At 62.2% G+C, this 20,084-nt stretch carries 16 protein-coding genes and 1 pseudogene; 3 read left to right on the forward strand and 14 right to left on the reverse strand.

What is annotated here, in order from left to right; genetic code table 11:
* From RLEG4DRAFT_RS04715 to RLEG4DRAFT_RS04725, 3 genes and pseudogenes are all read right to left on the reverse strand, one after another.
* Positions 1-531 carry a TadE/TadG family type IV pilus assembly protein gene (locus tag RLEG4DRAFT_RS04715; RefSeq protein ID WP_003575632.1) on the reverse strand — a complete coding sequence of 177 codons (531 nt, stop codon included), beginning with the start codon at positions 529-531 and terminating at the stop codon, positions 1-3.
* A complete protein-coding gene (locus RLEG4DRAFT_RS04720) occupies positions 528-1,862 on the reverse strand; it encodes a TadE/TadG family type IV pilus assembly protein (protein ID WP_003575633.1) in 1,335 nt (444 codons plus the stop codon). The genes RLEG4DRAFT_RS04715 and RLEG4DRAFT_RS04720 overlap by 4 nt, the downstream gene beginning before the upstream one ends.
* Positions 1,863-2,084: 222 nt before the next feature.
* Positions 2,085-2,699 (reverse strand): annotated as a pseudogene (locus RLEG4DRAFT_RS04725) (carbohydrate ABC transporter substrate-binding protein); the annotation flags it as partial.
* Between the two features lie 286 nt (positions 2,700-2,985).
* Here RLEG4DRAFT_RS04725 and RLEG4DRAFT_RS04730 point away from each other — a divergent pair.
* Both RLEG4DRAFT_RS04730 and RLEG4DRAFT_RS04735 read left to right on the forward strand, forming a co-directional pair.
* On the forward strand, positions 2,986-5,154 hold the full coding sequence (locus RLEG4DRAFT_RS04730; protein WP_003575636.1) for a putative bifunctional diguanylate cyclase/phosphodiesterase: 2,169 nt from the start codon (positions 2,986-2,988) through the stop codon (positions 5,152-5,154).
* A 385-nt stretch (positions 5,155-5,539) separates the two neighbouring features.
* Positions 5,540-5,740: a hypothetical protein gene (locus tag RLEG4DRAFT_RS04735; protein WP_125869615.1), complete on the forward strand. Its 201-nt coding sequence runs from the start codon at positions 5,540-5,542 to the stop codon at positions 5,738-5,740.
* A 90-nt stretch (positions 5,741-5,830) separates the two neighbouring features.
* On the opposite strand, the gene RLEG4DRAFT_RS04740 is transcribed toward RLEG4DRAFT_RS04735, so the two are convergent.
* The 4 genes from RLEG4DRAFT_RS04740 to RLEG4DRAFT_RS04755 form a co-directional block, all read right to left on the reverse strand.
* Entirely contained in the window at positions 5,831-6,541 is a 711-nt protein-coding gene (locus tag RLEG4DRAFT_RS04740) for an RNA polymerase sigma factor (RefSeq protein ID WP_003575640.1), read from the reverse strand.
* Between the two features lie 39 nt (positions 6,542-6,580).
* On the reverse strand, positions 6,581-6,901 hold the full coding sequence (locus RLEG4DRAFT_RS04745) for a cupredoxin domain-containing protein (protein WP_003575642.1): 321 nt from the start codon (positions 6,899-6,901) through the stop codon (positions 6,581-6,583).
* Between the two features lie 7 nt (positions 6,902-6,908).
* Positions 6,909-7,430 (reverse strand): DUF4142 domain-containing protein, encoded by a 522-nt coding sequence (locus tag RLEG4DRAFT_RS04750; protein WP_003575644.1) that lies wholly within the window; start codon positions 7,428-7,430, stop codon positions 6,909-6,911.
* A 145-nt stretch (positions 7,431-7,575) separates the two neighbouring features.
* Positions 7,576-7,923: a DUF488 domain-containing protein gene (locus RLEG4DRAFT_RS04755; protein WP_003575645.1), complete on the reverse strand. Its 348-nt coding sequence runs from the start codon at positions 7,921-7,923 to the stop codon at positions 7,576-7,578.
* 206 nt (positions 7,924-8,129) lie between these two features.
* On the opposite strand from RLEG4DRAFT_RS04755, the gene RLEG4DRAFT_RS04760 reads away from it, so the two are divergent.
* Positions 8,130-9,269 (forward strand): polysaccharide biosynthesis/export family protein, encoded by a 1,140-nt coding sequence (locus RLEG4DRAFT_RS04760; RefSeq protein ID WP_003575647.1) that lies wholly within the window; start codon positions 8,130-8,132, stop codon positions 9,267-9,269.
* Here RLEG4DRAFT_RS04760 and RLEG4DRAFT_RS04765 read toward each other — a convergent pair.
* Genes RLEG4DRAFT_RS04765 through tssG form a run of 7 tightly spaced genes read right to left on the reverse strand, consistent with a single transcriptional unit; the run spans position 9,266 to position 20,079 of the window.
* Positions 9,266-10,189: a serine/threonine-protein kinase gene (locus RLEG4DRAFT_RS04765; RefSeq protein ID WP_003575650.1), complete on the reverse strand. Its 924-nt coding sequence runs from the start codon at positions 10,187-10,189 to the stop codon at positions 9,266-9,268. The two genes, RLEG4DRAFT_RS04760 and RLEG4DRAFT_RS04765, sit on opposite strands and share 4 nt — an antisense overlap.
* Positions 10,179-11,555: a type VI secretion system-associated protein TagF gene (gene tagF / locus RLEG4DRAFT_RS04770; RefSeq protein WP_003575651.1), complete on the reverse strand. Its 1,377-nt coding sequence runs from the start codon at positions 11,553-11,555 to the stop codon at positions 10,179-10,181. Before tagF ends, RLEG4DRAFT_RS04765 begins: the two co-directional genes overlap by 11 nt.
* Before the next feature lie 10 nt (positions 11,556-11,565).
* Positions 11,566-15,042: a type VI secretion system membrane subunit TssM gene (gene tssM, locus RLEG4DRAFT_RS04775; RefSeq protein ID WP_003575653.1), complete on the reverse strand. Its 3,477-nt coding sequence runs from the start codon at positions 15,040-15,042 to the stop codon at positions 11,566-11,568.
* A complete protein-coding gene (tssL, locus tag RLEG4DRAFT_RS04780; protein WP_003575655.1) occupies positions 15,039-16,562 on the reverse strand; it encodes a type VI secretion system protein TssL, long form in 1,524 nt (507 codons plus the stop codon). The genes tssM and tssL overlap by 4 nt, the downstream gene beginning before the upstream one ends.
* Positions 16,559-17,899 (reverse strand): type VI secretion system baseplate subunit TssK, encoded by a 1,341-nt coding sequence (tssK, locus tag RLEG4DRAFT_RS04785; RefSeq protein ID WP_037093246.1) that lies wholly within the window; start codon positions 17,897-17,899, stop codon positions 16,559-16,561. The genes tssL and tssK overlap by 4 nt, the downstream gene beginning before the upstream one ends.
* On the reverse strand, positions 17,889-19,067 hold the full coding sequence (locus RLEG4DRAFT_RS04790; protein ID WP_003575659.1) for a type VI secretion system-associated FHA domain protein: 1,179 nt from the start codon (positions 19,065-19,067) through the stop codon (positions 17,889-17,891). Before RLEG4DRAFT_RS04790 ends, tssK begins: the two co-directional genes overlap by 11 nt.
* A 10-nt stretch (positions 19,068-19,077) precedes the next feature.
* Positions 19,078-20,079 carry a type VI secretion system baseplate subunit TssG gene (gene tssG / locus RLEG4DRAFT_RS04795; protein WP_003575661.1) on the reverse strand — a complete coding sequence of 334 codons (1,002 nt, stop codon included), beginning with the start codon at positions 20,077-20,079 and terminating at the stop codon, positions 19,078-19,080.
* Between the last annotated feature and the right edge of the window lie 5 nt (positions 20,080-20,084).

Raw genomic sequence — 20,084 nt, forward strand, 5'->3', positions numbered from 1 at the left:
TCAGAAGGGCTCGTTGCGGAACAGAGCGGAAGATCCGAGCAGGTAGCTGCCGTCGGAAAGCTTGGCGCTCGACAGGCTGAAGAAATTGACGACGGCCGTCCACGGCAGGAACGCCTGAACCAGAATGTAGTCGCTGCCCTTGCCGATATCATAAGTCTCGGTAACGGCGAGTTTGCCGCTGCTGTCGATCGGGTCGGTGCTGGCAGCGGACGACATGTCGGAAAGCACGTTCACCTTGACGACGAGACCGCTGGAGCAGTTGAACGACAGAAGCATGTCGGCGCATATTTTGGCTTTGAAACCGGCCAATGTGATCTTCGAGGACGCCACCTCGCCGGTGCGGATCATCCGCGAAATCTTGTGCACCGAAGCATCAAGCGCCGAGTTGACGAAAAACATCAGCGACACTTCGATAATGCCGAACAGTATGATGAAGAGCGGCAGGGCCAGGATCGCAAATTCGATCGCAGCAGCCCCCTTGCGGTCGCCGATCAGGCGGCGCAGCGGTGAGAACCGTTTCCCGCGTCTCATTGGGTCAGCCGAACGGAAGAGAGATATTGGGTGAAAAGCGCCGACAAGCCTGCCGTGATCTCGGTCGACGACGATGCCGATAGGAATAGGCTCTTCGAAGAAGCGCAGTCGGCAAGCGCATAGGGGATATAATCCCGCCGAGTGATGCTGGTCGACACGTCGCTATCCATCGTGCCGCCCCAGGTGCTCTTCCAGTTGGCGCTCGCCATGGTCGAGCCGACGGTGGCGTTGTAGCCCCAGTCCGTGGTGATCGGCAGGTATTCCGTGTAAAGCACCGCCATCGTATTGGATTGGTTTTTCAGATAGTCGCACCAGGCTGGGTTAAGGGGCGCCACTTTGGGCCAGTAGCTCGAGCCACTGGTCACCCATTCGCGCTTTGACTGGACGCCGTCGGTCAGCAAGAGCACCAGCTTGAGCGGCGAGGCCGAGGAGGTTCCATCCCCTCCAGCGCCGACTTTCTGCTTGAGCGTCGTCAGCGACACGTCAAAATAGGTGGCGGCCTTCGAGGTCGCGCTGGTGAGGCCGTAACTCGAGGTCGCGAGGCGGGTGCGCGCCGTGTCCGTGCTCAGCGTCGGAGCGAGAACCTCCGTGAGGGAATCGCCGAGACCATATAATCCGACCTTGATCCGCTCGTGATTCTTGTCGGATATATCGACCAGGGCGAGCACCTCCTTGACCGCGTCGCCGGCGACATCGGCGCGCAACTTTATGTTCTTCGCCGTGCTGTATTCATAGTTGTTGGCATATGTCTTATTGCCGATCTTGTGCGAATCGCCGGTGTGGCAGGCGAACTGGCATCCGATGCCGGAATACATGGTCGCCTGGCCCGAAGTCGTTGCCGCCAGAAGCATCGATGGAGAGGTGTCGATGACGATATAGACGTTGAGATAGGACGTTGCCGGCCCCTTGACGGCACTTCCCACGCTGACGGGAACGGTATCGATATTGGCGATCTTCATGAATGTCGTCGGCACGGTGCCGCTTGCCGTCGCCGTGATGTTGTGGTTGGCGGTATCGATGTCGATTTCGCCAAGCGTGTAGCTGTTTTCTACCTGCGCGTGGAACCAGTCGGAGACCTTCTGCTTGAGGGCGTCGGTGTCCCCGGTATTGTTGATCTGCTTGACTGCGGCGATCAAGGCCGCATCAAGGTCGCTCTGCATCTTCTGCCGGACATTGTAGCTGCGAATATAGTCGAAACTGGCGCCGACCGCGACGAGCATCGGCACCAGACTGAGGGCAACGACGATCGCGACGTTGCCGGCTCTGTCCCTTCCGAGACCGCGAAGGGTCTGGAAGCATCGATCCAATGAAAATGAAAAAGCTGACTTCAAAAAACCACCGTCGCGCAGAACATGAAAAAATACTAATGCGAGATGTATCCAGGAAGCTTAAGCCTTTGTTAAAACTTGCAAGTTCCAGCGGGAATTGGGTCGCCGGCGCGTCGTTTGCTGCGCGTATTGGATAGGCCTGCGAATTATGGATATTCGCGCTACGCCACGTCATGGTCTTTCGTGGCGTTGATCACTCCTCGTGCGGGCACGGTGTCCGCACCCTCAGCGCTGCATCAGCAAGTCATGAAGGCGTTTTTGAACCTCTTGCGGGGAGGTGTTGCGATTGTTGAAGAAGTCGCCCACCACGGCAATCCAGCCTTCCGACATCTGGGTCGGCATGGCCTGGGATTGGGCACTGACTTCGCCTTTCCTTGCCTTGATCATCTCCAATCCAAGCTTGCCGCACCGATCAAGGCCGGATGGGTCGACATCGGTGCGGACGGGCAACGATCCCTTGATCCGGCTGAAGGCAACCTGATTGTCGCGATCAAGCACCATGCGTGCGAAAGCCTGCTGCGCCTCTGCGGTGCCGTCCCGATTGGTCAGCGGAAGGGCAAAGGCGTCGATGACCATGAAATAGGCGATCGATGTGCCCGGCACCAGACTGCAATCGAAATCCTTGTCGACGCTGTAGCCGCGTGCCACGAGCTCGCCCTTGGCCCAGTCGCCCATGAACTGCATGCCGGCCTTGCCCTGGCCCACCGCCGCGGTGGCATCAGCCCATGTCTTGTCCTTGGACAGACGCAACAATAGTTCCAGGGCTTCGATCATGCTCGGGCCCTGCACGAGAGCGGCATCGCCGCTCGTGAGACTGGGGTAACCCTCTGGCACGAATTTATGGCTGTCAGGAACCGCGCGAAAACCGCGGCTATCCATTTTACGCAGTCCGATCCGTATCGCGCGCTGAAAGTAACGCCGGCACTGGAGAAGGCAGCAATCTCTTAAATTTTCTCACTGCATATTGAGGACCAAGCCGAAGTGCCCGGTCCTCGCGGACCGGTGCCATTGCGGCTACATCTTCGGACCGCTGTTTTCGCCTCAATGACTTGGGCGGCCTTTCCGAGGAAATTCTCGATTGGATGGATGATGCATTCGGTTGATGCCCATGGTGAGGAGATCCGTCATGACGTTGTCCCAATCGCTTCCGCAGCCGGCCCTTATCGTCGATAACAACGAACACAAGCAGGCGGAGCGGGAACTGAAGAAGGCGCTTGAATTCGCAGAGGGGATCATCGCCGCCATTCCGGATGTTCTCTTCGAGGTGGACCAGGACGGCCGTTATCTGCAGGTCTGGACAAGAAACCCAGAACTACTGGCCCAGCAGAAGGAGATGCTGCTCGGCAAGACGGTCAGCGACGTTCTGGCGCCCGATCAGGCGGCCATCGCGATGGAGGCTCTGCGCGAGGCCGGCAAAGAGGGAGTTGCTTATGGACGGTGCATTTGCATCTCCCTGCCGAACGGTGAGACTCGTTGGTTCGAGCTGTCCGTAGCCAAGCGGCCGAGTGCTGACTCGACCACCACGCTACTTGCGCTCTCGCGCGACATTACTGAGCGAAAACAGGCGGAAGAAGCTATCAACTCCGTACGGATGCAGCTTCTCAGCGTGCTTCAGACCATGCCTGATATGGTCTGGGTGAAAAACATGGATGGCGTCTATCTCCTGTGCAACCACGCCTTCGAGCAACTGACTGGGAAGACGGAATCTGAGGTGGTGGGAAAGACGGATTTCGATCTGTTCGCCCCTGAAAGGGCTAAGTATTTCCGAGTCACGGACGAAGAGGCGATCGAGACCGGAGGCATGCTCGTCGGTGAGGAATGGGTCGTCTCCGAGGAGAATGGTCAATCCGTTCTTCTTGAAACACGCAAAGTGCCGGTCATGGATGCAGGGGGAGACATTGTCGGGGTTCTCGGTGTGGCCCGAGACGTTACCGAGTTGAACGTCTCGCGGCAGAAAATTCACCAGATGGCCTTTTACGATCCTTTGACCTCGCTGCCGAACCGATCGCTGTTTAACGATCGGCTGCGGCAGATGATCACCTCAGCTGGGTCGAGAGGCCAGCGGGCCGGGGTGATGCTGATCGACATCGATCATTTCAAGGCGGTCAACGATACGATGGGTCATCCCGTCGGCGATGATTTGCTCTGTCAGGCGGCGGCGCGCCTCAATGCGAGCGTTCGCGACTTTGACACGGTCGCCCGTCTCGGTGGCGACGAATTCGCGATCCTGTTGCCGGATATCAGCCAAGGCGACGATCTCGGCCGGATTGCTCACAGTATCCTGGATAAGTTCAGGGAGCGCTTCCTGCTGGATGGCCAGGAGGTGTTCATTTCATGCAGCGTCGGCATTGCGCTCTATCCCAATGACAGCGCCGACGCCAACGACCTTGTGAAATATGCCGACTCGGCAATGTATCTCGCCAAACGCTCCGGGCGGAACGGTTTCCGCTTCTATTCGAAAGACCTGACGGCAAGTGCCGAAGAGCGCATGCGACTGGAATCGGATTTGCGCCGCGCGATCGAGCGCGGCGAACTGGAACTGCACTACCAGCCCAAGGTGCTTCTGGACAGCGGCGTCATGGTCGGCTGCGAAGCTTTGCTGAGATGGCGCCATCCGGAAATGGGCATGATTCCGCCCGTCCGCTTCATTCCGGTCGCCGAAGACACGGGGCTGATCGTGGAACTCGGGCAGTGGGTGCTGCGCGAGGCGTGCCAGACCGCGACCGAACTGAATGCCGATAGCCGCTCACCGCATAAGGTGGCGATCAACCTGTCGGTCAAACAATTCCAATCCGCCGGGCTGGTAAAGTCGATTGCCGACATCCTCGACGAGACCGGTTGCCGCGCAGAATGGGTCGAAATCGAAATAACCGAAAGCCTGCTGCTCGATCAGAAGGATGAAACATTGCAGGCGCTCTCGGAACTTCGAAGCATGGGATTTTCGATCGCCATCGACGATTTCGGCACCGGCTATTCGGCGCTGAACTATCTGGCGCGCTTTCCGATCGATACGTTGAAGATCGACCGCTCATTCATCAACAGCACAGACAGACGGAACGAGGAACTGGTCAAGGCGATCCTCTCCATCGCGCGCTGCCTCGGACAGAACGTGGTAGCGGAAGGCGTCGAAACCGCCGAGCAGGCAGCTTTCCTGGCGGCAAACGGATGCGGCTCGGCGCAGGGGTTTCTTTACAGCAAAGCCGTGCCCAAGGCGGATATCATCGCCCTGTGGCTGCGTTCTCCGGCGGGTGGTCCCAATGCAAACGAGCGGCTTTGCGAGACAATTCCATCCTGAGAATATCAGTTGAACCGGTGCAACTCGTTCAGTGTTCGCCCTTTTGATCTCCTCCGGTTTGTCGGTGCGATGGCGAGCGATCGCCCTGCCAAGAAGCGGCCATCCGACGTCGGCATCGCCTCAATTCGTAGTTGTGCTATCCGATTGTCGCGGGCGTGTCCACATGGCGCAGTAAAGCCGCAAACGGGACGGTCGCGAAGGCGAAACTAGGGATTTGTTAAGGCTGACGCGGCGTTTATGGCCCGACGAACACATGCAACTCGCTGCAATGAATAGCGAGGATGTTCCGGTCGATCGGCAATGAAACACGCCGCATCCCATAAGCCATCGGATCTGGAGACATGAGGGTTTCCTGTCCGCCAAAACAACGAAACAAAGAATGCAAATGGCTGAAATCATCCTCTTTCCGAATCCGGTCCCCAGCAACTTGATAGACATTCACGCCCTGCAGGACACGGGCGAACCTTCCGGCAATCCGGAGATGGATCAGATGCTCCAGGCGCGTGCCCGGATCCGAAATGTTTTGAACGAGCTCGACAGATTGAGCGGAGAGCTGCAGGCCGGTTCTCTGTCGACGGGGTCGTAGGAGGACCGCTGCGGATGACTGGTCGGCGGGACCAGGCGAAACACAGCGCGGTCGACCATGACGGTGCAGCCGGGCTAATATTGGCAGGGCTTATGACGTCTGGCGAAGCGCTGCGACGACGCGATCGGCCATGAAGGCGCAACGGGCGCCATCGAACGGGAACAGCGCCGAGAATGCGCCGGAGAGCCGATTTTCGATCGACTGACGCATCATCTTCCGCGCCCGGTGCAATCGGGTCTTGGCGGTTTCGGACCTTATGCCGAGATGGGATGCAGCCTCTTCGGTGCTCATGCCCTCGACTTCACGCAGCACGAAAATGGCGCGAAAATCATCCGGGAGTTCGTCGACCGCCTGTTCGAGGAGCTGCCGCGCCTGGCTCCGCGACAGCTCGGTTTCCGGATCTGTTGCAGATAAGGAGGACGGAAACTGCACGATCTCCCCACCCGCCGACGTCGCCTGCATGTCGATTTCCTCCAGCCCGGTGGTGTTCTTTCGGGCTCGCACCCGGCCCAGCGCCTCGTTGAGCGTAATCCGCGTCAGCCATGTCGAAAGCTCCGCCTCACCCCGGAACGCCGCCAGATTGGTGAAGGCCTTGACGTACGACGCCTGGACGACATCTTCCGCCTCCGCATCGTTGCGGATGACGGCGCGGGCGGTGCGGAACAGGCGTTGATTGTGACGCTGGACGATGGCTCGGATGGCGGGTTCATCGCCGATCTTTGCCAGCGGCACGAGATCGGCGTCGGCAAGCGTCGATAGAAGCGGCTGGTGTCGCGCGGCCTGAGCCGGAATAGCTTTCATGGAATCTCCGCCTCTCGCCTCGTCTGTCCGGCGCCCGGCCTATGGCCGGACGTCCAGCTTACCCGTCATGGCGGGATGAAAGCGGCAATAGAAATCGACCGCTCCTGCCCGGCTGATCGTCATGCGGCCTTCCGATTTCGGCGGCAGATCGATGTTGAAGCTTTTGTCACGAGCCGTCGCCGTATGCCGGAATATATCATCATTTCGCCAGACGATCACATCGCCGACATGCAGTTCGGCAGGCGGCGCACTGAATTTCATGCCTGCAATGGTGACCTGATATTCCGTGGCAGCGGCAAGGCCGCTGACTGCCCAAAACAGCGCAAATAGCAGCGGCAGCGATTTCATCAGCAAACCCATCGCAGACCTACTTGATCACCGAGGCAAGATGCTCGGCATGCATCTGGTGCTGCTTGAACAGGGTGAGGCCCGTTTCCAGCAGCGACTTGAGCTCCTTATTCTCAGCGGAAGGGATCAGCACCTTGGCGAGCGCATCGTTGACCGACTTGTGATAGGCAACCTCGTTTTCGACATAGGCCTTGTCGAAAGCCGTGCCGTCGAGTGCGCCGAGCGTCGTCAATTCCTTGGCTGCCTCACTCGACAAGGACTGGCTGATGGCATTGTCCTCAGGCGTCACCTTCAGCTTCTTGACGAGGGCGAGCGCCTGGTCGTTGACGGCCTTGTGGTCGCGCTCCATGGTCTTGGCGAATTCGATGACGTCGGCATTCTTGCTCTTCTTCAACGCCTGCTCTGCGGCGGTAACGTCAATCTGCCCCGCCGTATAGGCGATGTGGGCGATTTGCGGGTCGGTCGGTTTGGCATCGGCGGCGATCGAAGCCGTGCCGAGCGAAGCCGCTATCACGGCTGCACCGAAAATTTGTTTCAACATGATCTGTCTCCCTGGTGTCGTGTGACATGCCTTCCGCAGCGCTGGCGCGCCTTTGGAAGTGAGCATTGGATGCAGATCAATCGAAAAGGTTCCCGGAAATTTTTACGCAGGGCGGCGGCGTTCATCGGCGCCCACCATCGATGCTTCAGTCTTTGCCGAGGAAGCGCTGCAGCACGATCGCGTGGTTGTGGTCAGGGTCTTTCGCCGCGTAGAGAAGCGTTGCCGCCGATTTCCCGATATGACGTTCGAGTTCCTCGACGGCGGATACGTTCTTCTCGAGCTCCTCCCGGTAGCGTCGTTGAAACTCGGTCCATTTGGCGGGATCGTGGCCGAACCATCGGCGCAGCGTCGGGCTCGGCGCGATATCCTTCAGCCAGAGATCGATTGCCGCATCCTGCTTGCTCAACCCGCGAGGCCAGAGCCTGTCGACCAGAACGCGCGTCCCGTCTTCGTCTTCCTTCGGCTCGTAGATTCGTTTGATGTGCAAGGCCATTTTGCTCACCTGCATGGGTTCGAAACCCGTCTCGACCGAACCGGTGGACGAGGGATTTGGTTCCAGCGCGGAGCATATGGTTGCCGATTAGCCACAGTGCCTTGCCTCTAAGCTGTCACAATTGATTTTTCGCGCGCAACTGGTATTGCTCGGTTGTCTGCCATTGTTATTTTTCGATTCTCTCAATATTGCCAAAAGGATACCTGATGCGAAAGTTGGCGCCATTCATCGTTGTCGCGGTACTCAGTGCATGTGCCCGGCCATCCGATGGCCCAACTGCCGGCGGTTTCTATAATGCCACCTCGCCGCAAACCAACGAGCGGATTCCTGTTGTCAGATTGTCGGAAGCGCCGATGGGTCCAGTTTCGGCCGCTCCGCTCGCCTATACGGCCACGGATACAGGCCTCAGCAGCATGCGCTCCAGCGGATTTGCCGATACGAGGCTCAGGCGCGGCGACGTCATCGACGTAACGATTCTCGATCCGGGCGAGGATGGCCTTTTCTCCTCGACCCAGAGCAAGACCCTCAATCTCGGCCGCTTCACCGTCGATTCCACCGGCAACGTGACCCTTCCCTTCATCGGCAAGCAGCGGGTGGTGGATTCCTCGACCGAGGCTCTGCAGACGCGCATCGTCACCGGCCTGAAGGGTTCGGCCGTCAATCCACAGGCTGTCGTCACCGTGGTCGACAGGCCCTCCAGCGGCTTCACCGTCAATGGTGACGTGCGGGCCGCCGGCCGCTTCCCGCTCACCGCACGCAAGGAGCGCGTGCTCGATGCGGTTGCCCTTGCCGGCGGCGCATCCTCGGCGCCGAGCTCGGCGACCGTTACGCTGATGCGCGGCAAGCAGCGCGCCACCGTGCCGCTGCAGCGCGTCATCGACGACAGCAAACAGAATGTCTATCTGCTGCCCGACGACCAGATCTATGTCGACAAGGATTCCCCGACCTTCACCGCCTTCGGCGCTTTCAAGAGTGTCGGCGAGTTCGAATTCGAGCCGGGCAGGCTGACGCTGGCCCAGGCGCTCGGCCGGGCGGGCGGCCTGCTCGACGACCGTGCCGATGCGAGCAATTTCTATGTGCTGCGCAATCAGCCGGTCTATACGCAGGTCGCGGCTGCGAATGCCAAGACCGCCGCGCCGGTCGTGGTCAGCAGCAAGCCGGTGATCTACCGCGTTAATATGAAGGACGTTTCCAATTTGGCGCTGATGCAGCGCTTCCAGATGATGGACGGCGATATCATCTATGCCAGCAATGCCAGCCTGGTGGACTTCGCCAAGCTCTTCAACGTCTACCAGAAGAGCGTGCCGACGGCCGCCGCGCCAATTCCCGGTTCGAGCGGCAATTAAGCCTGGACAGGACGTTTCGCGGGGCCGCCGAGCAGATGCAAGGCGGCCTTCGCATTTTGGGGTCTGTCCTGAGGAGCCCGTTCGGACAGGCGAAGCGCCAAAGCCTCCAACCCCTCGTCGCGTTCCTTGCAATGTTGCAGCAGCAAGGAGAGCAGAAGCCCGGCTGCGTAAAGATCGGATCGTCCGTCGAGCGGTTCACCGGCCATCTGTTCGGGGGAAGCGAGATCCGGTCGGCCGGCAAAGGCGAGATCGAATTGGCCATGCCGGTATCCGACCTCGAGCGCCACGCCGAAGTCGGCGATCTTCAAACGGGAAAAATCGCCATCGGCGGATAGAAGATTGAGCGGCGACAGGTCGCAATGCACGAAACCTGCGGCATGGATTGCTTGCAGGCCGAACAGTACTGAAGTCATGATCGCTGTCACCTCGCCAGGAGATAACGCTCTTTGCTGCAAAAGGTCCGCAAGCCGGCTACCGATCCATTCCATGACCAGGGCAGGGCGTCCGTCGGCAAGACGCAGAACGGTCTGCGTTGTGGCAATATGGGAATGGCGGAGCGCCATGCCGATATCAGCCTCGCGCAGCATGAGTTTCCTGACGACGGGATCGTCGGCATGCTCGGGTCGCGGTAGCTTGATGGCGTGCAGCGTTCCGAGATCACGATGGCGGGCACGATAGATTTGGGTGAACGCGCCCTCGTGGATCAGCGCTTCGAGCAGGAAGCTGTTGGCGACAATCTTAGGATCGGTATCGCTGAGGCGGGCTTCGCCTCGATCGAGCGCATCCCGGACCCGATCTACCAGGATCTGCCGGGTCTCGGGCGAATTCGGTTTGTCCGCGCTTTTATTCAACGCCTGCCAGAGATGGGAGAAATGTCGCGCGATCTCCGCGAAATCGGCTTCCGCAGGATCATGCGCCATCGGTCTTCACGTCGATCACAATGGCGCTGAGATTGTCGCGGCAATTGGCGATCAAACCCTCCTGGATGAGGATGTCGGCCGCCTTTTCGATTTTCGCGGAAAGCAGAATTTCGGCGATGCTGCGCTCCGGCACGGCGTTGGGCAGCGGGGAACTGCAGAGCAGCAGCCGGTCGCCGGCCTGCAATCCGCCCGAGAGGACTTCGGGAACGAGATGCCCGCGCAGGCCGATGGCGCGCGAGAGCGTACGCCGCAGGCCGATCTCCACATGGTCGCGGGTGAGGCAGCGCATCATGCCGTCCCGCAGCAGATAACAGCGCGCATCGCCGACCCAGAGCAGGGCGCAGCTTTCCTGAAGCGTGGCCAGCACGACGATGCTGGTGGCCGACGGCTCGCGATTTTCGGAATGATAGGCCGATTGAAGTAAGCCGTGGGCACGGCCGAGCTTGCCTTTGACCTCCTGCACCAGTGCTTCGATCGTCTGCTGCGCGGCGGTTTCAGCCAGCACATGAACGGCAATTTTGCCGACCTCGGCCGCAGCGTTGCTATCGCCGATGCCGTCGGCGATAGCAAAAAGCGAGGGCGTTTCCGAAACGAGTAGCGCGTCGGCATTGACGCTCAGTCGCGTGCCGGGATGCGTGGCGTGGCTGCGCTGGAGAACCAGGGAATGATGATGCTGCTCGACGATCGCAGGGGGCGGTATCGCGGGTGTTGCGGATTTCGGCGGTGGTGAAACCACTCCGGAACTCTCGCGCAACAGCTTCGCGAAATGCGCAGGCTCCGGTGGGCCGCTGACGCCAAACCCCTTGGTCCGGCGCTCCTCCGGGTCAATGTGCCACCAGATCGTGCCTCGGCTGGACGCTCTGTCCTGCAGCGTCTCGTTCTCCGCGAGATCGGCTGGCCGCAAGCTCCGTAGCCGCTTCAGGCTCGCGGTGAATTGGTTGATGTCGAAATCGCGCCTGGCCGAGCTTTCGGCGATCGCTTCGGCTGCCGTGAACCAGGTGTCGTCGAGGTAGAGTTGACGCGGATGTTCGGAAAAGCCGTGCAGTTGGGCGGCGATAACGAGGGGAAAACTGCGGCCGACGCGGTCGAGGCTCGGCAGCAGGACGCCGGCAACGGTCGACGATCCCCAGAGACCGCGCTCGATGATGAAACGCCATGCCGGCATCGTGCGGAAACGGCGTTGCCAATCCTCGCCGAGTTCCTGCTGCGCCGCCTGCAGCCCGGCCTGCAGCCAGGCGTCGAGCGCCGATTGAAGGCCGCGGCCGAGCCCCATCGAAACGAAGTCGCCATGGCTCGGGAGCTTGCCGAAGAAGCCGATCCTGTCGGCCTCGCTCTGGCTTCGCTCGAGGGTGGCGCGCTCGTTCATATCATGCCGATCAGAATTGCGCCGGGCATGAGAAGGCGCCGAGCGCCTCCAGCCGGAATGGATTGAGCACCGACCCGAACTGCACGTCGAACTCCGCCGCCTGGCCATCCTGCTGGAATTTTGCCCGGAAGAGATCGTCGCCCTGCACGGTGACATTGGCATCGTCGAACAGCCGGAACGGCGACCAGTCGCCATTCTCCGTCAAAGCCTGCTGCCAGCCGCCTGGCTGGAAGGCGATGCGCGAAGCGTTGCTGGCTTCCGCCGATGGCCAGGTGATCGATTTCGACTGGATTGGCCCGTGGAAATAGACCACGCGTTCGCCCTCGATCTCCAGCATCACGGCGCTGGCGGCATCGGTCAGCGAGACCGGCTTGACGTTGATCGTGATCGACGGGTTCTCGCTGCCGGCCGGGAAGAAGGCGCGGTTGATCTTATCGGCATTCTCGAACTGGGCGATCGCCGCGCTCGGAATGCTCGCCGCGCCGAAGGTGCCCTTCCAGCCCCAGGGTGAGGCGCTGGTATCGACGAAGGCTTCGAGCTTCTCCTTGAAGAAGGTCTTGAACAGCCCCTCGGGACCGAAAAGTCTCACAAAGTCGCTCATCGCCACGTCGCGCGGGGATTTCCGGTCGAAGGGATAACGGCCGGCAACGACGTTCGAGCAGAAGCCCGCGCCCTCCGCGGCCCAGGCGCCGCTGATGCGCGAACGGGCGGATTTGACCGCCAGCGATCCGACATCCGCAGCCAGCCCCGCCATCCAACTATCGATAGGCGCGGGCAACTTGCGGGCCTGCTGAAGCAGGTCCTGGTTGGCGTCGGTCAGTTGGCTGTCGACGTCGAAGACCTTGGCGACTTCGGCGGTCGAGGTCGTGGCACGCGAAAGCTGCTCCTGCACCCTCTGCAGGATCGGCTCGAGCTGGCCGATCTCCGATCGCGGCGCTTCCTCCTGTTGGTCGGTAAGCGGAGACTGTCCGGCCGGTGCCTTCAACGCGTCGCGCAGACGGCCGAAGGGATCGGGGGCATTCGCCGCACTGGCAAGCGCCGCGGTCGACTCGGCCAAGCTGTCGCCGGCAGCAGAGGCGATTTCGGCGCCTGGGCCACGCAGATCGGTGGCAGCCGTGATCGATTTCGCGATCGTCTCGACCGGGCCGGGTTTGCCCGCGAGGATGCGGGTGGTTTCCGCCGCATCGCTGATCGTCTGCGAGGGTTTGACCCTGATATCGGCGAGAAGCGTGGCCCAGCGCTGCTCGAAATTGTCGAAGTAGAGCTGAAGTGTCGCCTGGGCGACCGTGTCGACAGTGACGCCGGCGGGATTGGGATCGCCGCGGACCCATTGCTCGTCGAGCGCCTCGGTCGCGGCGTCGCTGATCTCGGGCAGAACGACGGTGCGGTAGCCGATCGCCGAGAAAAGGCCGGGAATGCTCTCAGTGAGCGGCGTCTTGGAGGTGCGCTCGAAGGCCTGTTCGCCGAGCGGTCCGAGCGCGCCGGCCGGGCTCCAGCCGGGAAGGGCGCGGGACTGGCGGTATTCCGCCAGGATATCATAGGCGCGGCTGGCGATGTTCTCAGAACGGATGGTGGCGCGGGCCTTGGCGATCAGCGCCTTGTCGAGTTCGATCGGCGGCAGCGCGCCGCGCGCCATGGCTTCGGCATGGGCAATCAGGGCGTTGCGAGCCGCGGCCCTGCCTTCGTCGGGATAGAGCCTGGTGAACATATCCTCTGCCTCAAGCGAGGCAAAATCCGCATTCACAGGGCCGAGACCGCCGAGCATGCCGTAGAGTTTCAGCGCGTCGAAGGTTCGGGTGACGTCGGTGGCCTCGGTCATTTCCTTCTGGAGCTGTACCAGCATGCGCGGCAGCAGCAATGTGTTCAGCGCCCGCTGATAGGCCTCGCGCTGGCGGCTTTCGACCTTGCCTTCCTGGTCGAGGCCGAGGCTGACCGGCCAGACGCGGGTCTTTGAGAAATCGGTGGTGACAGCGGCGAGATTGTCGAGCGCCGGCAGGATGCGCAGGAAATCCGCATCCGAGACGTCGCGAACCGGCACGCCGCGCACCAGCTGCTCATAGGCGTCGATGCGTCTGTCGGCGCCGGCGAGCGCCGTGGTGTTCTGGATATAAGTGGCCGTCCAGCTGGTCAGCACGACGGCCAGCAGCAGCACCGCGCTCGCATAGGCGGCACGGCGGAAGAGGAGCTGCCGGCCGGAAAGCCGCTTGTCGCGGGCAACGAGCGAGGCCTCTCCGAAGATCACCTCCTTGAAGAGGCGCGAAAGGAAATAGCTGCGCCGCAGGCGGGGGACGGCAACGGTCTCGTCTCTCTGGGTGCCGGAGGCGAAATAAATGCCGCGCAGCAGCGGCGCTTCCACCAGTTTCGAGCCTGAGCAAAGCTCGGTCACGACCTCCTGCAGGCGTTCCTTCAAAGAAACGAGTTCGGCTGGAAAACGGAAGATGCGGCCGCGCAGCTCCGGATTGGGCTCCTGCTGCAGGCGCTCGATCAGCATGGAGTCGACGCGTTGCTGCAGCAGAGTGAATTCTTCCATGAAACGGTCCGGCAGGTTTGCCGCCTTGTAGCTCTCTTCGAGCCCGAACGTCGTGCCCCAGACTTGCTCGCGGTCGCTTTTGTTGAAACCGTCGAAGAATTCGACGAAGCCGGTCAAGAGATCGGCCTTGGTCAGCAGCAGATAGACCGGTACGCGTGCATGCAGAAGTTCGTCGAGTTCGGACAGCCGCTGGCGGATCGCCCTGATCTCCTCGCGCTGGGCTTCCGGATCGCGGGTCAGCAGATCGCCGATCGACAGGGTCACCAGCGCGCCGTTGATCGGCTGCGAGCGGCGATACTTGCGGAGCAGGCCGAGAAATCCCTCCCAACCGGCCTTGGCTGAGCCGTTCAGATCGTCCTGCGTGGTGTAGCGGCCGGCGGTATCGATGAGGATGGCCTCGTCGGTGAACCACCAATTGCAGTTGCGCGTGCCGCCGATCCCCTGCACGGAATTGCTGCCGAGCGCATCGCCGAGTGGGAATTTAAGGCCGGAATTGGTGAGCGCCGTCGTCTTGCCGGAACCCGGCGCGCCGAAGATCACGTACCACGGCAGCTCGTAGATATAACCGAAGCGCTTCTTGGTGATGCGGCGCAGAAGCTGTAGCGCTTCCTTTAGCCGGCTGTGGATCTCGCCGACCTCAGCCTGCTGGCTGGCCGCCGCTTCGGCTTCCGCGTCCCGCTCGATCCCTTCGACGAGCTGCTTGTCGCGGCGCCGGTCACGGATCACCGTGAAGAGCAGATAAGCGAGCCAGGCGGCGATGATGACGCCGATCAGCGTCAGCCGCGCCGAGGCGCTCGCCAGCGGCTTGAAATCGCCATAGGCGGCGAGATAGCCGTAGAACCAGATGACCACGCAGATCGCCGCCACCCAGATGATCGAGATGAAGCGCCGGCCGATCAGCCCAGCATAGGCCTCGACATAGGAACGCAGCGTATAGAAATAACCTAAGGGATTCATCGCGAAGCGCCTCCTGCGGCGGACGACGGTTCATCGGGCGCTTCGGCCCTGATCGGCGGCGTCTTGAAACCCGCATCGCTCAGCCGCTCGCTCGGATCGGTCAGCACCAGGATCTCGGTGCGGCGGTTCATCTCGCGGCCTTCCGGCGTGTCGTTGGCGGCGATCGGGTCGCTGTCGGCCCGTCCCTCGGTCAGGATCGCGCCCGGACCGGTGAATGCGCTCAATATGTCGCCGACCGCCTTGGCGCGGGCTTCCGACAGGTGCCAGTTGGAGGGGAACTGAATGGTGCGGATCGGCACATTGTCCGTATATCCCACCACTACGGCGCGGAATTTCTCGGCGGCGAGCGCGCCGCCGATCCGCTGCAGGAGATCGTGGAACTTGTCGCTGACCTCGGCGCTGCCGGTGGCGAACAGACCGGAATTGCTGATGCGGACCAGCAGCCTACCGTTCGAATCCGAGAGCGTGACCAGCTTCTTCTCGACTTCCGGCTGGAGGAAGGCGAGCAGATTGTCGAGCCGGCTCGGCGGTTTTGCTTGCGGCGGGGGTGGCGGAGGCGGCGTTTCGGCGACGACGACAGGCGGCGGCTGGCGAGCCGGCTCGGGAATCGTGACCAGCACGCTCGGCGTCTCGCGCGGCGGCAGGTTGGCAAGGCGCTCGAAGGTGCCATCGGAGGCGCGATTGAGCGAGAGCGTGAAAAAGAGGTAGCCGAACGCCAGGATCAGCGTCAGTAGGGAAAGCAGTGTCCAGAGCGCCGCGGCGGTGCGCAGCGGCTGGTGCCGGGCCGAAACGCCCTTCCAATGCGGGGAAAGCTCCCGTTCGAAGACGCCGTATTGGCCAAGCAGCGTCTTGTAGAGACCGTCGCGAATGCGGGCGAGTTCCAGCCCGCCGCGCGCGGAAACGCGGGTGCGGCCCTCGAAGGCAAGCGACAGGCAGAGATAGATGAGCAGCAGCAGGTCCTTGTTGGCGCCGGGGCTCTGGTGGAAATGGTCGAGCAGGTCGAACACCCGCTCGCCGCCGGTCACGTCCATATGGAAGGTGGAGACGAGTCCCGAGCGGGCCCAGCCGGCGCGCACGCCCCAGGCCTTGCTCAGCACGACGTCGTCGACCGTCGCGCAGACGACGTAATGGGCGGCGCGCGCCCGCTCCGGGCTGATGCGCGCGCTCGCCAGATCCCGCTCGTAGCGGCCGACGGCGGCGATCGCTACCGCGCGCAGCTCATCGATGTCAGGCTGCTCTTCCGCGTAGCGCAGGCCATGGGCAAGGTTGAGGAGCGGTGCGGCCGAACGCACCAGGGTCGGCACGTCTTCGGCACCGAAGCGGAAATCCTTGACGAGTGTTTCGACCGATGCTCCGCCGTTCAAAGACGATCCCGACAGGCCCTTCTCGCCTTCGGGAAAATCGAGAACGTCGTCCAGCATCTCCGCCATCTTGCGGGCGGATTGTTTTTTCTTCACGCCATCCTCGGTGAGTTCGACGATGGTCGGCAGGTTCTGCCAGGAAGCGGGTTCGTTCTTCATTCTCTGAGGGCCCACAGTTCTATTTCGAGCCCGGGGAAATCGCCGGCGAGATGCACGGCGATGGCGCCCGAAGTGTCGAGTTGTTTCCAGAGCGGGTTCTTGGTGTCGAGTTCGAAATAGATGGTGCCGGAGCGATAGGGGAGCTGGCGCGGCAGCACCGGCAGCGGCCGGACGGGAATGCCCGGCAGCGCCACGTTGACGAGATCGGCAATGCGCTCGACAGGGCCGACCTTGATCTGCGCCGGCAGTTTGCGGCGCACGTCTTCGGCCGGCATCTCGGCCCGAACCGCCAGCACGAAGCCGGCATCCCGAAGCAGCGTGCGATCGTTGATCATGCCGATCCTGACGCCATGCCGACGCTCGGCAAGCTCGATCGCCACGGCCGCCTGTTCAAGCACGGAGGACAGCGAGGCCCTGAGATCGTCGAAGACGGCGGCAAACGTCGCCTTCAGGTCGTCATGGCGATAGGGCGGGAAATCGCTGGCGCGTTTGCGGTCGGTGGTGAAGGTAGCGAGTTCGCCGGCAAGCTGGATGCAGTTCTCGTAAAAGGCGATGGGGTGGACGCGCGTCGCATTGGCCGAAATATGTTTCAGCATCGGATCGGCGCGGTTGAGGATCTGCAAGAGCAGGTAGTCGCCGACCTCCGCGGTCCCGCGAATGGTGGGATCACCGATCCGTTCGGCGATCGCCTCGGCGCGGTGGCGCACGATGCCGAGAAGCTCGGTGATCAGCTCGTTCAGCCGGCCCGCCGCCGTGCAGTTGAGGCTCGGCAGGATATAATCCGGATCGAGGATCACCGCCCGGTCGGAGCGCACCTCGATGATACGGGCAAGTCCGATCAGCTCGTAGCCGGCAAGCTCGTCGCCGGTGCGGAGATACCGCAGGCTGAGGCGGCCGACATCGATCGGCGCCATGAAGTCGGTCTCGACATTGGCGTCGGGCGCTTCATAGGGCGAAGCGACGAGCCGGACGCTGTTGCGCTGAGCGCCGCCGTTCAGCGCCACATCGGCCTTGCCCGGCTGACGGGCGGGAAGGGCGAGATAAACGACCGCATTCTTGGTGTTCTCGTCGAGATCGAGCGGCGGCGGCAGGTCGGCATCGACAGGGGCTTCGAACGGCGTGCCGTCCGGCAGGACGCCGCGCAGGTTCGACAGGGCGAACTGGCCGATCGCCAGCGCGCCGCGGTCGATGCCGATCTCCGATATCCCCCAGGGATAGGGCGCCAGGCCGTGTGTGGCGGTGCGCACGAGCCGCTCGGTCCAGCGGTCCGCCTGCTGAAAATGCTGCACGCGAAGGAACATGCCTTCGCTCCAGGCCACCCGGTTCTCATTCCTCATGATGCGCGTCTTTTCCTTCCTGCCTGTCCTGCGGACGAGGCCCTGCATCTCTGCCACTTATCGCGCCGGTCATGGCCTCGCGGAAAACATCCTGGATCGACCGGCTCTTGCCGTCTTTTTCGAACTGGGCCCGGTAGGCCCGCCAGTAATTCCGGTCCCGGCGCCAGGCGCCGGTCTCGACACGCGTTTCCAGGCTGCGCGGCTCCAGCCGGCCAGCCGCCTGAACGAGGGCTTCGAGAGCGGAATTGAGCTTGAGTTGTTGCGTAAGCAGCGCCTCGATGCGGGCAAGGAGCGCATCCTCCCTGCTGGCGGCCAGAAAATCCGGCTGGCTGTCGGAGGAAGGCGCACCCATCTCGAAAACGGCATAGCTATTCTCGACAGCCTCCTCGAGCCGGCCGAGCAGTGGCTCCAGCCGATCCGCGAAGGCTTCCGCGCGGCCGATCGTCAGCGTCGGAAATTCCTCGGGCTCTGGCTGCGGATCGTTGTCGTTGACGATCTCGATCACCGGCGCGGCCCGGCGCTGGGCGATCGGCACGGCGACATGGGTGGCGGAACCATGTTCCAGATGGCTGCCGTACTCGGTCTCCTCCGCGTTCCAGTCTGCCGGCAGAAGCTGGGTGGCCGTGCGGATCTCCGGAGGACCGCTCCAGCCGATCTCGATATTGCGGGATGAGGCCGTCGCCTTTTTGCCGCCCGGTTCGGGAAGGGTCCAGTCCTCGGCCGCGCGCTCTCCGAGAATCCCGCTTGCTGTACGGCCGCCCGGAGCGATATCGGCGAGGATCGCGGAAATGGTCAGCGGCTCGTCGCTCAGCACCAGACCGGCATCGGGATCCTCGATCTCACGGTCGCTCTCGCCTGATATGTGGACGGAAAAGGTCAGTCCGCCCATCTCCAGCCGCGACCTGTCGGAAAGCCTGGCGATCTCACCTTCATGGACGGTGACACCATCGACCCGGGAGCCGTTTGCGCTTTGGTCGCGCAACAGGAAACCCTCGCGATCGCGCTCGATGATGCAATGGAGCTTGGAGACGGAGCGCTGGTCCTCCGGCAGCTGCCAGTCGCAATCGGGCGCCCGGCCGAGTGTGCGCCGGCCGCGTTCGAAAAACCATTTCGAGCGGCCGGCCGGCAGTGCCACGTTACTGGTAATCTCTCTCAGTTCGAGCCGCATCCCCATCTCCTCACCGCATCTCGGCCGACAGGCGCTCGACGATCACCGCATCGCCGCTGTCTTTCGCCGCCGGCGCGACCCTCGCCCAGCTGTTCCAACCCAGGCGCGGCGGATCGCCCGCCTGTCCGAGCTGGCAGAAGGGAACGTCCTCTTTCTTGAGGATCGCCTGTATGTCGAATTCGAGTGCTGCGCCGACATAAAGCCGCGTCAGGGCGAAGAGCTCGGTAATGGCGCGCCCGCCCGGCGCAAGCTGGAGGTAGTCGGCAAAACCGAGCGGACCGATGACGATGCGGAAGCCGCCGCTGAAATCGTGGATGGCGGCACCTGCCGTCGCGTTGACGCCAAGCTGGACGCCCTGCGGCTGGCCCATGCGGCTGCGCTCTTCCGCCGGAATGGTCAGCCAGCGGCCGCGGAACAATTCGATCTCCACCGGCAGCCCGCTGAATTCGGCAAGCATGGCGCGGAGATTGACGGCATTGCGGTTGCGCGCGGCAAAGAAACCCGAAAAACGCAGGATCAGCTCTTCGTCGACGCCGCTTTTTTCGACCAGCCGCTTGGTGCCGAAGCCGGTGAGCGACAGCAGCGTCGTGACGAAAGCGTTGCTAGCCCAGCTGTCGCCCCAGCGCAGCCGCCGGGCGATTCGGTATTTCTCGCAGGCGTCGGTGAAGAGTTCCGCCATCCGCGCGCCGAACAGATCGAAGAAGCCCGCCAGCGCCCGCGACCGGTTGCGCTCTTCGCGCATGACGAGTTCGTTATAGGTCGATGGCATGGAGCCGAGCGCACCGATGAGACCGGCAAGCGCACTGCGCACGGTGGCGCGGCCGGCCTTGCGGCTAAATCCGCTGACCGCAAGCGGCGCCGGCGAGACGCCGACATGCGAGGCGACATCGAGCCGTCCTTCCTCCACCGACGTCTGCGCGACGCGAAAAGCCGTCACCGGCTCGAAGCGACCGGGGTCGCGTTCGAGCAGATCGACAAGAGCGTCTGACTTGGGGGCGGTCGAAAGATCCATGATTG

The organism is Rhizobium leguminosarum bv. trifolii WSM2297 (assembly GCF_000271845.1).

What these genes read in the sequence shown, in the direction of transcription:
- RLEG4DRAFT_RS04715 (WP_003575632.1), bottom strand. Translation starts at nt 531, where the DNA reads ATGAGACGCGGGAAACGGTTCTCACCGCTGCGCCGCCTGATCGGCGAC.
- RLEG4DRAFT_RS04730 (WP_003575636.1), top strand. Translation starts at nt 2,986, where the DNA reads ATGACGTTGTCCCAATCGCTTCCGCAGCCGGCCCTTATCGTCGATAAC.
- RLEG4DRAFT_RS04735 (WP_125869615.1), top strand. Translation starts at nt 5,540, where the DNA reads ATGGCTGAAATCATCCTCTTTCCGAATCCGGTCCCCAGCAACTTGATA.
- RLEG4DRAFT_RS04740 (WP_003575640.1), bottom strand. Translation starts at nt 6,541, where the DNA reads ATGAAAGCTATTCCGGCTCAGGCCGCGCGACACCAGCCGCTTCTATCG.
- RLEG4DRAFT_RS04745 (WP_003575642.1), bottom strand. Translation starts at nt 6,901, where the DNA reads ATGGGTTTGCTGATGAAATCGCTGCCGCTGCTATTTGCGCTGTTTTGG.
- RLEG4DRAFT_RS04750 (WP_003575644.1), bottom strand. Translation starts at nt 7,430, where the DNA reads ATGTTGAAACAAATTTTCGGTGCAGCCGTGATAGCGGCTTCGCTCGGC.
- RLEG4DRAFT_RS04755 (WP_003575645.1), bottom strand. Translation starts at nt 7,923, where the DNA reads ATGGCCTTGCACATCAAACGAATCTACGAGCCGAAGGAAGACGAAGAC.
- RLEG4DRAFT_RS04760 (WP_003575647.1), top strand. Translation starts at nt 8,130, where the DNA reads ATGCGAAAGTTGGCGCCATTCATCGTTGTCGCGGTACTCAGTGCATGT.
- RLEG4DRAFT_RS04765 (WP_003575650.1), bottom strand. Translation starts at nt 10,189, where the DNA reads ATGGCGCATGATCCTGCGGAAGCCGATTTCGCGGAGATCGCGCGACAT.
- tagF (WP_003575651.1), bottom strand. Translation starts at nt 11,555, where the DNA reads ATGAACGAGCGCGCCACCCTCGAGCGAAGCCAGAGCGAGGCCGACAGG.
- tssM (WP_003575653.1), bottom strand. Translation starts at nt 15,042, where the DNA reads ATGAATCCCTTAGGTTATTTCTATACGCTGCGTTCCTATGTCGAGGCC.
- tssL (WP_003575655.1), bottom strand. Translation starts at nt 16,562, where the DNA reads ATGAAGAACGAACCCGCTTCCTGGCAGAACCTGCCGACCATCGTCGAA.
- tssK (WP_037093246.1), bottom strand. Translation starts at nt 17,899, where the DNA reads ATGAGGAATGAGAACCGGGTGGCCTGGAGCGAAGGCATGTTCCTTCGC.
- RLEG4DRAFT_RS04790 (WP_003575659.1), bottom strand. Translation starts at nt 19,067, where the DNA reads ATGCGGCTCGAACTGAGAGAGATTACCAGTAACGTGGCACTGCCGGCC.
- tssG (WP_003575661.1), bottom strand. Translation starts at nt 20,079, where the DNA reads ATGGATCTTTCGACCGCCCCCAAGTCAGACGCTCTTGTCGATCTGCTC.